General features: G+C 38.2%; 12 protein-coding genes. 2 read left to right on the forward strand and 10 right to left on the reverse strand.

Annotated elements, in window-relative coordinates; translation table 11 throughout:
• Positions 1 to 83 precede the first annotated feature (83 nt).
• The 6 genes from DKZ56_RS11710 to zapA form a co-directional block, all read right to left on the reverse strand.
• Positions 84 to 1,778 carry a long-chain-fatty-acid--CoA ligase gene (locus DKZ56_RS11710; RefSeq protein ID WP_208650154.1) on the reverse strand — a complete coding sequence of 565 codons (1,695 nt, stop codon included), beginning with the start codon at positions 1,776 to 1,778 and terminating at the stop codon, positions 84 to 86.
• 382 nt (positions 1,779 to 2,160) lie between these two features.
• Positions 2,161 to 2,580 (reverse strand): DUF350 domain-containing protein, encoded by a 420-nt coding sequence (locus tag DKZ56_RS11715; protein ID WP_208650155.1) that lies wholly within the window; start codon positions 2,578 to 2,580, stop codon positions 2,161 to 2,163.
• 4 nt (positions 2,581 to 2,584) lie between these two features.
• Complete coding sequence (locus DKZ56_RS11720) at positions 2,585 to 4,951, reverse strand: endonuclease MutS2 (protein WP_208650156.1); 2,367 nt, start codon at positions 4,949 to 4,951, stop codon at positions 2,585 to 2,587.
• 28 nt (positions 4,952 to 4,979) lie between these two features.
• Positions 4,980 to 6,689 (reverse strand): DNA polymerase/3'-5' exonuclease PolX, encoded by a 1,710-nt coding sequence (gene polX / locus DKZ56_RS11725; protein ID WP_208650157.1) that lies wholly within the window; start codon positions 6,687 to 6,689, stop codon positions 4,980 to 4,982.
• Positions 6,690 to 6,775: 86 nt separating this feature from the next.
• Positions 6,776 to 7,321: a CvpA family protein gene (locus tag DKZ56_RS11730; RefSeq protein WP_208650158.1), complete on the reverse strand. Its 546-nt coding sequence runs from the start codon at positions 7,319 to 7,321 to the stop codon at positions 6,776 to 6,778.
• A 5-nt stretch (positions 7,322 to 7,326) separates the two neighbouring features.
• Positions 7,327 to 7,587, reverse strand: a complete 261-nt coding sequence (gene zapA / locus DKZ56_RS11735; protein ID WP_208650159.1) for a cell division protein ZapA — start codon at positions 7,585 to 7,587, stop codon at positions 7,327 to 7,329.
• A 201-nt stretch (positions 7,588 to 7,788) separates the two neighbouring features.
• On the opposite strand from zapA, the gene rnhC reads away from it, so the two are divergent.
• Positions 7,789 to 8,727: a ribonuclease HIII gene (rnhC, locus tag DKZ56_RS11740; RefSeq protein ID WP_208650160.1), complete on the forward strand. Its 939-nt coding sequence runs from the start codon at positions 7,789 to 7,791 to the stop codon at positions 8,725 to 8,727.
• A 62-nt stretch (positions 8,728 to 8,789) separates the two neighbouring features.
• Here rnhC and DKZ56_RS11745 read toward each other — a convergent pair whose 3' ends face one another.
• From DKZ56_RS11745 to DKZ56_RS11755, 3 genes are all read right to left on the reverse strand, one after another.
• Complete coding sequence (locus DKZ56_RS11745; RefSeq protein WP_208650161.1) at positions 8,790 to 10,286, reverse strand: ATP-binding protein; 1,497 nt, start codon at positions 10,284 to 10,286, stop codon at positions 8,790 to 8,792.
• Between the two features lie 434 nt (positions 10,287 to 10,720).
• Complete coding sequence (gene safA, locus DKZ56_RS11750) at positions 10,721 to 11,329, reverse strand: SafA/ExsA family spore coat assembly protein (RefSeq protein ID WP_208650162.1); 609 nt, start codon at positions 11,327 to 11,329, stop codon at positions 10,721 to 10,723.
• 205 nt (positions 11,330 to 11,534) lie between these two features.
• Positions 11,535 to 11,753: a hypothetical protein gene (locus tag DKZ56_RS11755; protein ID WP_208650163.1), complete on the reverse strand. Its 219-nt coding sequence runs from the start codon at positions 11,751 to 11,753 to the stop codon at positions 11,535 to 11,537.
• A 224-nt stretch (positions 11,754 to 11,977) separates the two neighbouring features.
• On the opposite strand from DKZ56_RS11755, the gene DKZ56_RS11760 reads away from it, so the two are divergent.
• The gene (locus tag DKZ56_RS11760) at positions 11,978 to 12,163 is read left to right on the forward strand and encodes a hypothetical protein (protein WP_208650164.1); all 186 of its coding nucleotides are present in this window, start codon (positions 11,978 to 11,980) and stop codon (positions 12,161 to 12,163) included.
• 172 nt (positions 12,164 to 12,335) lie between these two features.
• Here DKZ56_RS11760 and DKZ56_RS11765 read toward each other — a convergent pair whose 3' ends face one another.
• Entirely contained in the window at positions 12,336 to 12,875 is a 540-nt protein-coding gene (locus DKZ56_RS11765) for a hydrolase (protein ID WP_208650165.1), read from the reverse strand.
• Between the last annotated feature and the right edge of the window lie 109 nt (positions 12,876 to 12,984).

Consider the following 12,984-nt stretch of genomic DNA (forward strand, 5'->3'; position numbering starts at 1 on the left):
CAAAAAAATATGAAAATATGAATGATTATTCATTCATATTTTCATATTATAATTTTATGAACTTTCTGTCAATAAAAAATGCATTATTTCACTTGTAGCTCTTTTGTTTTTTGCTTTTCTTCTTCGACAAGTGTTCTTCTTAGGATTTTTCCAACGGCTGTTTTTGGCAATGAATCTCTAAATTCATAAATGCGCGGCACTTTATAAGCAGCTAAATTTTTCCGGCAATGTTTATCTAATTCTTCTTCTGTCACGGTTTTTCCTTCTTTTAATACGATGTATGCTTTCACCGTTTCTCCTCTGTATGGATGTGGAACACCTACAACAACGCATTCTTGAACCGCTTCATGTTCATATAATACTTCTTCTACTTCGCGAGGATAAATATTGTATCCTCCAGCGATAATAATATCTTTTTTGCGGTCCACAACATAGAAGAATCCCTCTTCATCCATATAGCCCAAGTCGCCGGTTAAAAGCCAGCCATCAACAAATACCTTTGCTGTTTCTTCCGGACGTTTCCAATATCCTTTCATCACTTGCGGTCCGCGAATCGCAATTTCCCCGATTTCCCCCGGAGGCAAAATTTTATTCTCTTCCGCATTCAAAATGACAGCTTCCGTATCCGGCCAAGGAACTCCAATGGAGCCTATTACCCGTTTATCCCAAATAAAGTTTGCATGGGTTACCGGCGAAGTTTCAGTTAAACCATATCCTTCTACTAGTTTACCGCCTGTCACTTCTTCAAATTTTTCTTGCACTTCTACAGGCAGAGGCGCTGAACCACTGATACATGCATTGATGGAAGATAAATCATATTTTTTCAAATCCGGATGGTTCAAAATGCCGATATACATCGTCGGTGCCCCTGGGAACAGTGTTGGCTTCTGTTTTTGAATGGTTTTTAGTACTTGCTCTACATCAAATTTTGGAAGCAACACCATCTTATTAGATTTCATGATTGTTAAGATTAACACCGTTGTCATGCCATATACATGGAAGAACGGCAATAGCCCAAGCACAACTTCTTTTCCTTCTTGGCACTTATACAGCCATGCATCACACATCATGGCGTTGGAAATTAAATTTTTATGCGTCAACATTACGCCTTTTGGAGTTCCGGTTGTTCCACCCGTATATTGCAGTAGGGCTAAATCTTCTTCAAAGTTGAATGAAATTCCATCAATCGGTTTTGGTTCTTCCAGACGCATAATTTCCGTAAACAAGTGGGTATTTCCTCGATGTTCCACTTTTACGCTAAAACCATATTGTTTCTTTTGAATATATGGATAGACAATGCTTTTTGGAAATGGAAGGTAATCTTTAATCCCAGTAATGATAACGTTTTCAATTTTAGTATTGTGTATTATTTTCATAATTCTTGGATACAATATATCCAATGCTAAAATCACTTTTGCTTCAGAATCCTCCATTTGATATTCCAATTCCCTTTCCGTATAAAGCGGATTCGTTTGAACGACAATTCCCCCTGCATATAAAACACCGTAATAAGCAATAACTGCCTGAGGACAGTTAGGCAACATGATGGCTACCCGATCGCCCTTTTCCACCCCTAGAGAACGCAAATAGTTTGCAAATTTTAATGCTGATTCATACAGCTCTTGATAATCCAGTTCCCTTCCCATAAAATGGATGGCAACCTTTTTTGGACTCTTTTTATAAGCCCTCGTCAAAAAGGTTTGTACGGGAAATTCCTCATATTCCAATGTATGCGGTATTTCAGCAGGATAATGTTTAAGCCACACTCTATCAGACATCGACACATCCCCCTTGTGAAAAGTGAAAATTTTCTTACAATTGTTATCATTTATTATAATGGAAAAAAAAAGCTCTTTCAAACTATTTTTTTAAAAATATAAATTTTTTCTCCATTATTCTTATTTTTTCTTTTTCATTCAATAGTTTTTAAGTTTATTTCCGGGTTGATTGTTGTCAAATAATAGACTTATTTTCTATTTTAATATAATAACTTTGTGATTAAAAACAGCAAAAAAATAGTAGAAACGCATAATTACGCTTCTACTAGAATTAAAAATTTAATAATATTCACTACAATGCAATTAAATAATATATTCCTATTATGAAAAATATAACGGCAACAACAATAAGTATTTTTGCTAAATTTTCCATAGGAACCTCCTATATGATGCTGGCACCGATGACGAAGGAAAGCCCCAGCGAAATGGTGAATGAAATCAATCCGACCGACCGGTTATCTGCTTCTAATTCCTTATCGACATTAAATTGGGGAGTAAAAAATTCAAACAAAAAGTAAGCAATGACTAACAAAACAAACCCGTATAATCCCCAACCAATCATTTCTAAAAAAGTGTTATGCCTTTCAATGGAATAGCGGAATATATTGCAAATGCCTAGTATTTTTCCTCCAGTGGCAAGCGCGACAGCAACATTTCCCTTCTTTATTTCATCCCAGTTTTTATATTTTGTTACAACTTCAAATAGAGCCATCGCAACAACTAAACATAATACGACAACGCTAAAATACCCCGCCGTTTCGATTAAAGGATGCCGCCAAAAATAAATTCCCACATTCACCATCCCCTTATTTTAATTCAACAATGGTAACGCCTAAGCCACCTTCACCAGCTTCTCCATATCGGAATGAACGCACTCTTTTATGTTTTTTCAAATATTCATGGACGCCTTGGCGCAAAGCACCAGTTCCTTTTCCATGAATAATGGATACGCGGCTGTAATTGGCAAGAAGGGCATCATCCAAATATTTTTCCGTTTTCAAAAGGGCATCTTCCAGCCGTTCTCCGCGCAAATCTAATTCTAATTTAACATGATTGTTCCGATTTTTCACTGTCGTCAAGGTTACCATTTGTTTTTCTTTTTCCGGCTTCACGTATTCCAAATCCGATTCATCCAATTTCATTTTTAACATACCAATTTGTACAACCCACTCATGGTCGGACGCTTTTTCAATGAGCGTTCCCTTTTGGCCGAAGCTTAATACTTTCACTTCATCGCCAGGCTGCAAGTTTTGCGACCGTTCGCGGATTTTTGCCTGCTTTTTCAGAATCGGATTTTCTTCTGGAAGCACGCCCTCGAGCCGCTTTTTCGCTTCGATGAGCTCATGTTCTTTCACAGCTTGACTTGCATTTTGCTGCATTTCCCGCAGTTCTTTGATGACTTGCTCCGCTTCATTCTTGGCTTCCTCGATCATCTTCCGCGCTTCTTCTTTCGCTTTTTTCTCAAGGCTTTCTTTCTTTTCATTCCATTCCTTCAGCTTTTCTTCCAGCTCGGCATGCAGACGCTCAGCTTCTTCCAAGATTTCATGGGCTTCTTCTGCTTCTTGTTCTGCCCGTCTTCTGCTTTCTTCCAATGAAGCAATCATGGACTCCACTTCTCTGCGGTCAGTGCCAGTAAATGATTTGGCTTGCTTGATGATGGATTCTTTTAGCCCGAGGCGTTTTGAAATTTCAAAAGCATTGGAACGCCCAGGAACGCCAATTAATAGGCGGTAAGTCGGGCTGAGGGTCTCCACATCAAATTCAACGCTGGCATTAATGACACCTTTCCGATTATAGGCATATGCCTTCAACTCTGGATAGTGGGTTGTGGCCATAACGCGAGCCCCGCGCCCCACCACCTCATCCAAGATGGAAATCGCCAGAGCTGCCCCTTCTTGCGGATCGGTGCCTGCACCCAATTCATCAAATAAAATTAACGAATGTTCATCAAAGTGATTTAAAATTTCCACAATGTTCACCATATGGGCTGAAAAAGTGGAAAGGGATTGTTCAATGGATTGTTCATCGCCAATATCGGCAAATACTTGGCGGAATACGGCTAGCTCTGAGCCATCGACAGCTGGTATAGGCAATCCCGCCTGCGCCATTAACGTACATAATCCAACAGTTTTTAATGTCACCGTTTTTCCCCCGGTGTTCGGACCTGTAATGACGATAGCAGTATAGTCTCTGCCAAATTCAATAGTATTGGGCACTGCTTTTTCCATTGGTATCAAAGGATGTCTTGCCTGGATAAGGCGCAAATATCCTTCATTGTTTACTTTAGGTTTTGTGCATTTATGGTGAGCTCCGTATTTTGCCTTTGCCATAATGGCATCAATGTCGCCTAAAATGTTGACCAGTTCAAATAATTCATTAGCAACTTCTTGCACTTTTCCAGAGAGGGCAATCAAAATCTTTTCAATTTCCGCTTTTTCCCGCACCTTTAGTCGCTGAATTTCATTATTGATTTGCACGACGGATTCCGGCTCGATGAAGAGCGTTTGGCCGGATGAGGATTGGTCATGAACGATGCCGCCATAATAGCTTCGATATTCTTGTTTCACTGGTATAACAAAGCGGTCATTTCGGATTGTAATAATGGCATCCGAAAGCATTTTACTAGCATTAGGGCCTTTTACTAAGCTGTCCAGTTTTTGGCGCACTCTTGCTTCTTGAGAGCGCAGTTGCTGTCTGATCGATCTTAATTCTACGCTGGCAGAATCCAACACGACTCCATTTTCATCGATGCAGTCATCAATTTCATGCTGCAATGCAGTTAAAATCGGCATTTGATTTTTTCGTTCAATAAAATGAGCAATATCAATTTCTCCATCATTTTCAATATCATCTATAAAATTTCTTAATATGCGGCTTGCCCGCACAGTGCTTGAGATTTCCATCAATTCCATCGCACTGAGCATTCCGCCGATTTGGGCCCGCTTAATATGGGGGCGGATATCAAAGATGCCCCCCAACGGCACATGGCCTTTCACCCGCAAAATGGCAAGCCCTTCATCCATTTCTTCCAGAAGCTTCTCCACTTTTTCAAGTTCAGTTTCAGGGATGAGCTTTTCAATTCGCTCTTTCCCCAACGAGGATGTGCAAAATTCTGCGACTTGCGCCCGAACCTTATCAAATTCAAGGGTTTTTAATGCTCGTTCAGCAATCACTCTGAACACTCCTGTCTGTCATCTAGATTTACTTATTTTTTCGGATAAATTCTTCAAACTGCTCAACGCTCCATGTATTGACTATCAGCTCTTTTTTCAACCAGGCTTTTTGGGCATATTTTATTCCAATTTCCATATAAGCAAGCTGGTCAATGGCATGGGCATCCGTATTAATGGCAATTGGCACTTCAAGTTCCATCGCCAGTTTCAAATGTTCTACACATAAATCCAACCGATAAGGACTTGCATTTAATTCCAATATTTTTCCATATTCTTTCGCCCAATAAATCAACTGTTTTACATCCGGTTGATAACCTTCCCGTTCAGCAATAATTCTGCCCGTGGGATGCGCAATCATATGCACATAGGGGTGTTGAATTGCCGCAAATAAACGCTCCATAATTTTTTCTTGCGGCTGAGAAAAACTTGTATGAATCGATGCGATGACAAAATCCAATTCTTTTAACACATCATCATCGTAGTCAAGGGAACCATCCGGCAATATGTCCATTTCTGTGCCGGCGAATAATGTAAAGTTAAGATGGGCTTGATTGAAGGCTTTAATTTCTTCCCATTGTTTTTTCAGCCTTTCCGGAGTTAATCCATTCGCTACTTTTAAATATTGGGAGTGGTCTGTAATAACGCCAAACCGGTATCCTCTTTGAATAAGCGCCTCCCCCATCTCATGCACCGTATGAGCGCCGTCAGAATAAGTGGTGTGCATATGCAAATCTGCTTTAATATCGTTTAATGTAACGAGATTCTTTAGTTCATCCAGCCGTTCCAATTCCTGACCCGATTCCCGAACGGATGGAGGAATAAATGGAAGGCCGAAGTGGGCAAAAAACTCTTCTTCAGATTGGAACGCCACAATTTGTCCATCTGGCTGTTCTACTCCATATTCGCTGATTTTCTTTCCTTGTTCTTTAGCTAGTTGACGCATGCGCACATTATGGTCTTTTGAACCGGTAAAATGATGTAGGGTTGTTACATATTCAACATTTTTCACCATACGAAAATCGACGCTCACCAGTTCGTCCAAATCAAGGACAACGGAAACTTTTGTATCGCCGCTGCCAACAATTTCCTTGATTTTTAATTGGCTTAATAGTTGTTCCCTAACTTTTTCTGGACATTCTGTAGCAATCACAAAATCTAAATCTTTGCTTGTTTCATTCACCCGACGGAAACTTCCTGCTACAGAAAACCGTTCGACTTCTTTTATGGAAGAAAGAAGCTGTTCAAGCTCTTTTACAACATTTTCAAGATACCAAATCGGAAGTCTTTCCTTCCGCACGCCAAATTGTTCAAGTTCTTTCAGGATTTTTTCTTCCGTTTTTGCTCCGAACCCCGGCAAATTGCGGACTTTTTTGGATTCACAGGCTTCTTTTAAAGATTCCGCACTATCTACACCCAGTTCCTGATACAATTTCGCAAGTTTCTTTCCTCCAAGACCCGGTATTTTTAAAAGGGGGATCAACCCTTTTGGTACTTGTTGTTCCAGCTCTTTTAAAACTTGGGATTCACCCGTTTGAATAAGCTCGACGATGACTGCCCCAGTTCCTTTCCCAATTCCTTTTATTTTGGTAAAGTCATCGATTTCGTCAAGGCTTCTTTCATCGGTCTCCAAAGCATTGGCCGCTTTACGGAAGGCAGAAACTTTAAAGGGATTTTCCCCTTGCAGTTCAAGATACAATGCAATTTTTTCCAAAGTGCGTATAATCGTTTTTTTATTCAACGGCGACCCACCTTTTTTCTATAGTAAACTGCAAAAAAGTATCTCCATTCAAAGATGGAAGATACTTTTGGAAATCTGATGAATGTTTATTGATTTTCTAAATAAATATACCATAGTTTTTGGAATAATTGGGTAACGATCGGCGTATGCTCCAGCATAAGATTGGCGATGATGGAACTTCCCATGTATTTTTGAACCGCTTCAATTGGCAGCAATGCAAACACATATAATAAAATGAACAGAATGAAATAAAATTCCACAAAACAAAGCAATGCTCCAAGCAAGCGGTTAAAGGATTTCAATACAGGCAAAAACGCCAAAAAATCAAAGGCGGAAGCAATAATTTTCATCGCCAGTTTTACGACGAAAAAAATCACCGCAAAGGCAATGATGCGATAAAAAGTTTTATCAATATCCAATGCATCAAGCACCAATGTTAAGGAAGAATTAGGGTCAAGCCCTGGATATGGAATCCATAACACGAATTTTTCCGCCAGCGGTTTATAATAAACATAAGCAACCATTAATGCAACAAAAAAACCTACAAGGTTAACCGCTTGCATGATAAAACCGCGCTTTATTCCAACGAGTAGACTCATCGCAAATATAATGAGTAATATGATGTCTAACATGCAGTTCAACCCTTCAATTTTTTCAATTCTTCTTCTAATCTTTCAACTTCTTCTTTGAGCTTCAACAATTCATGAACCGTATTCACCGCGGTTAATACGGCTAGTTGAGTAGTATTAAGAGATGGGTTATGGGATTTTATTTCATTCATTTTATCATCTACAATGGAAGCAACTAATCGCAAATGGCCGATGGATTCGGAACCAACTAATTTATATGTTGAGCCGTATATTTTTACTTCAATTTTATTTTTTTCTTGTTCAGCCAAGTCGACACCCCCTAACGGCTGACAACAACCCATGAAAACTTCCGTACAGTCAATTTATGTATAAAAAGAATATTTCGGAATCAATAAATAAATCATAACATCTTTATTCCATGTCATACAACCTGCAGTTGTTAAGGTTTTTCATATTCCCTTGCATTTGATAAAATCATTATAAATTTTCATTTGGGAAAGGATACAAATATGACCAATATTGTCCTGCATTTATCAAAAGAACAGTGCAAAGAAGTCGAAGCTTATTATTCAAATTATCGGGTTGAACGGAATGCACCGGGTGTTGTGTTTGCTGCAAAACTTTCTGATGCAGCCATTACTATATACAACTCCGGAAAAGTAATGTTTCAAGGTGCGGGGGCAGAACGGGAAGCCAAGCGTTTTGGAGTAATCTCGGAGAATGGGGCTAAAGTTTTTCAAAAGGTTAAAGGCGATTCGCTGCCGGAAAACTTTTCAAGCCTCTCCGTAATCGGCTCCGATGAAACGGGAACCGGCGATTATTTCGGCCCCATTACCGTTGCAAGCGTTTATGTACCAAAAGAAAAAATCGAACTTGTAAAAGAATTAGGCGTGAAAGATTCAAAGCAGCTTACGGATGAAAAAATTCGGGAAATTGCCCCAAACCTGATTGCCTCCTGCATCCACAGCTTATTAATATTGCGCAACGACAAGTATAATGAATTTCAAAGCCGCGGCTACAGCCAAGGGAAATTAAAGGCGCTTTTGCATAACCAGGCAATTAAGCATGTGCTTCAAAAAATTTCCCCGGAAAAGCCGGATTATATTTTGATTGACCAATTTGCCGAGCGGGAAACGTACTATCGTTATCTACAAAATGAAAAAGAAATTGTCAGTGAAAATATTTTATTCTCTACAAAAGGGGAACAGCTACATGTTGCTGTGGCAGCTGCTTCCATCATCGCCCGTTATGCCTTTTTAGCGGAAATGGATAAATTGTCCAGATTCATTGGATTTCCTCTTCAAAAAGGAGCAGGTTCTTTGGTGGACGAAATGGCAGCGAAAATTTTGCTTCAGCACGGCGAAAACACCCTGCGCTCAATTTCAAAATGGCATTTTTCCAACACGCAAAAAGCACAAATGATTTATGAAAAATTAAGAAAAAGATAAAGGGCTTCCTCCATGAGGACAAGCCCATTTTTCTTCCATTCAATCATTATGTATCACTGCATCTAGTTCTTTAATATTTTTAAAATATGCTCCATCACTTCTAAATTATTTACAACGACGACATGCAATTTTTTTCTTGCTCTGCTGATATTTTGATAAAGCATTTTGGTTGGTTGATAATAAGGCTTCTTGAAATTCGTTTTTGACGCAAGTTTATTGTTTGGCTTATAGTAAAACGTCTCATCAATGACTGCCGCTACATTATCAAATTCCTGCCCGATGACATCGGCTGTTGTTATAGCCAACGGATTCTTTGGATAGGGCTCCAGATACCTTGATGGGGTGAAATCAATCACCTTCCAACCAGCCCGCTGCAAAAAGTGCAGATAGCTTTTCGTCGCCTCAACAGAAGAAAAATATTGAATGCTCACATTGGAATATTGCTGCATCGGAGTATTCGATGACAAATCAAATAATTTTTTGATAAACGAATGAATTTCTTTATTATAGCGGATCACTTCCGTCAATTCATATTTTACCGGGTTCAATGTCGTTTCAATAATTTTCGGTATTTTATTTTTCATTTCTAAAACCGTCAATACTTGGCTTGGATCATAGGAAAAAATGCATGTTGTTTTTAATTTTTCAAGAAGGCGGATAAATTCGTTCAACTTGTTCAAATAGAGCCGCTGCGCCTCATCAAAAATAATTAAGTCATATTTAGATAGATTTTTTTCATCCTGAATAACCTCATAAAATTTGCTAATCGGAACAATTGGCCACCGATATTCATCTATTAGTTTGATATGGCCGCCATTCAACCTTCCGCAGTTAAAAATAATGACTTTTTTCGATTGGCGTATATACTCTTTGGCAATATCATAGGTAAGCAACGATTTCCCTGTACCCGGCCCGCCTTGGATGGCAAAGACTTTGGATTGCTCGGTTGGCTTTGCGGTAATGATTTCCCTTTTGTAAGTACTTTGTTGGGCGTTTAAGAAATATTTATCTTCCATAAAGGCTTCCGTTGCATTAAATGGGGATACTAAGTAATTGGATGGATCAAATAAATCATCCAAATTGTCGATGACATGGATTTGCTGCTGCAGCAGTTTTTCGACTAAGTATTGCATTTCAACTTCAACCACTTGATCCTGATCATTTAATTGATACAGAGTGTTTGTAGATGAAATGTAGGTAAAATTATAAACGCCCACATCTAAAAATTTTAAATAATGGCGGTTTTGCACTAATTGTCTCGTTACCTTCTCGATATGCCCTTCCCTTTTCAATTCAATATTGACGACATAATTTTTCCCGATTCGTAATAAATCAAATTCCTTTCCGATTTGCTTAATCATATAACCTACATAATATCCATTGTATATTTCAATGGCTTTTTTCTCTTTTCTCAGCTCTTCCACAAAGGCACGCAAATCATATAACTCACTTGTCCGCAGTCTCGGATTGATGCCGAACTGTTCTAAATACTTGATGAAATTTTCCTCATCTAAATCTTCCTTTGCATTCAGCAGCGAAAATAAATTAATCGGCCTCACTGTAATAATCCCCTTTTAAATATTCCCTCTAATATGTAAAAACTACTTTAAACTGAATTATAGTCATATCCCATTTTTTTGCAAAGTCTATTCTAAATAGAAAAAGAGGTTGGGACAAATCTAAAAAAACATCATTTTCTCCAAAGAGAAAATGATGTTTTTTTGATATGTTATTAAAATTGATTTCCGTTCCGGGGACGCTTTCTGCGGGCCCTCCTCTGAGTCATTCCTTCGCTCCTCGTGGTCTCGAGAGGGATTGTTGCAGGAAAGCTTTGAATTTACTTCCTTGAGCTTTCTCCGCTTTGCGACTAAGCGTGCGCGACAGCAACTCGCCCCGTCACTTCAATCAATTTTTCGTTAGTTCAATTTTTTATCAAAACTCTTTCAACTGCCCCTTTCATTTTTTGTTTATGTCCCAGCCTCTCGGAAAATAATTATTTTTGAATAAACATTTGTGTCCAATAATGACCATCTTTTACATAGCCCACACCGATATGCGTATAGTTTTTGTTTAAGATGTTTGCGCGGTGTCCTGGTGAATTCATCCACGCTTTTACTACTTGTTCAGGTGTACTTTGGCCCATCGCAATATTTTCACCGGCGGATTTATATTGGATACCGTAGTTTTTCATCATTGTAAAAGGTGAACCGTATATCGGGCTTGTATGGTCAAAATATCTATTATCATGCATATCTTGAGATTTATGTTTTGCCACTCTCGCTAGTTCCCAATCAGATTTTAATGCAGGCAATCCTGCTTTTGCCCGTTCTGCATTGACTAGTTTTACAACTTCTTCTTCATAAGCTTGCCCTACTTTTTCTGGCACATTGATTTTTTGTCCCGGATAAATTAAATTTGGATTTTCTAATTGCGGATTGGCATTAATCAGCTCTTGCACACCTGTTTGTGTTTTAACTGCAATTTTCCAAAGTGTATCTCCAGAAACAACTGTATATGTTCCAGCAGCCAAAGCCGTTGCTGGCAATAATAACCCAATGGATAAGATAAGAGCTCCTGCGCTTTTTTGTAATTTCTTTTTCATCTTCATTCATCCTTCCTTTTTTTGTGTGCAAATTCATCATAAAAAGAATTCGCGATGAATTCATCACAAAATATTTGGAAGGATTTTTACAGTCTCATTACATTGAAATATTAATTCTCAAAGACCTTGTTATTACTAGTTTTTACTCTTTGAATCTCGTAAAAAAATTGAAATATATTTGAAATAGGAATAAATTACTAGGTTTCTATATTCTTTTTGTATTTATATGATAATCTATAAAAGCGTCCACCCAGAAGGACTGTTCTGTTTTCCGCTTTTGAAGAAAAGAATAATCTTCAAAATCCATCTCATCTTGGAAACGTTTTGATTTCGTTAAATTCTTTAAATAGTAGTACGTTGTAATATGAGCCGATTTTGGTAAATTTTCAATTAATTCGATTAATTGCCCTTTATTGATTGACAATGTTCCTTCCTCCTAAATCTCACATTTTCTTCCTACCAAAATTAATATATTGCTATACTCCATAAGATATTCGTATATGAGTTTGAAATTACAATTAGATATTTTTATATATATTCATTAGTTATATTAATAAGCATACTACATGCAGCAATCTCCCTTGTTCATTTTTGAATGCATAACTTTGCAAAAATGATTCATATTAACATTGAAGGGAGAGACAAGCAATGGAACATCGAACGGATTTAGAGAACCATGCAAGGCATTTTGAAATGATTCGTGGAAAACAATCTGTTGGAAGCAAAGGAAAGAATATGGAAGAGTTTGGATTGGAAGAGGAATTTCATATTCCAAAAAAGAAGGAACATCCTTCCATTCGTGAAAGACATGATTCATTTTCAGAAAAGGAATAATGGCGCGTGAAACAACCTCCTGTTTAATGAATATAGCTTTGTAAAAGAGCGATGAAACATTTACTCGCTCTTTTCTTTTTTTAAATATTACTGAAAGACGCTCCTCCCTTGCAGTGCCTTTGAATAAAAAGCTGCCTAGAAACTCTATTTTCTAGACAGCTTGTTGAAACTTCTATTTTACAATGTTGCTGATAGCTTTAAATTCATCGCCTTTTGCGATTTGCTGCATTTCAAATAATGCCATTTCAACGCTTGTGAGTTTTGCGCCGATTTGCTTCATTTTCTCTAGACCAATTTCAGAATTTAAAGCCGTGCGGGACGATACGCAGTCAGCCAGCACTTCCACTTCATAGCCGTTTTGCAACAAGTGGGCAGTTGTTTGATATACGCATATGTGCGTTTCAATTCCGGCAATTAATACTTTTTTGCGTCCAGTCGCTTGCAGGGCTTTAACAAATTCCTCCGTATCATAAGCGCTGAAGGTAATTTTTTCAATAGGCTTTTCATCCGGTAGATGCTGAGCAATTTCTTCCACTGTCGGGCCTAACCCTTTTGGATATTGCTCCAGCCATAATATCGGCAACCCTAAAACTTTTGCCCCTTGCACCATTTTGGCGATATTTCCAATGACAAATTCGCTATTGTCCACAATGCGGGCAAGCTTCCCCTGAATATCAATCAACACAAGCACAGCATTTTCTTTTGTTAACAACTTCCTCATCCCCTTTTCTATTTCTTCACATTCTTTATTCTACAAAATGTTGAAAATTCCTTGAAAGTGAATTTTTTTCTTAAGGGCTTTTTTCTTTTCAAGATGCGCT

The sequence above is a fragment of the Ureibacillus thermophilus genome (genome assembly GCF_004331915.1).
In the GTDB taxonomy this organism is placed as follows: Bacteria; Bacillota; Bacilli; order Bacillales_A; family Planococcaceae; genus Ureibacillus; species Ureibacillus thermophilus.

Coding starts and splice junctions, on each gene's coding strand:
- DKZ56_RS11710 (WP_208650154.1), bottom strand. CDS start 1,778: ATGTCTGATAGAGTGTGGCTTAAACATTATCCTGCTGAAATACCGCAT.
- DKZ56_RS11715 (WP_208650155.1), bottom strand. CDS start 2,580: ATGGTGAATGTGGGAATTTATTTTTGGCGGCATCCTTTAATCGAAACG.
- DKZ56_RS11730 (WP_208650158.1), bottom strand. CDS start 7,321: ATGTTAGACATCATATTACTCATTATATTTGCGATGAGTCTACTCGTT.
- rnhC (WP_208650160.1), top strand. CDS start 7,789: ATGACCAATATTGTCCTGCATTTATCAAAAGAACAGTGCAAAGAAGTC.
- safA (WP_208650162.1), bottom strand. CDS start 11,329: ATGAAAAAGAAATTACAAAAAAGCGCAGGAGCTCTTATCTTATCCATT.
- DKZ56_RS11760 (WP_208650164.1), top strand. CDS start 11,978: ATGGAACATCGAACGGATTTAGAGAACCATGCAAGGCATTTTGAAATG.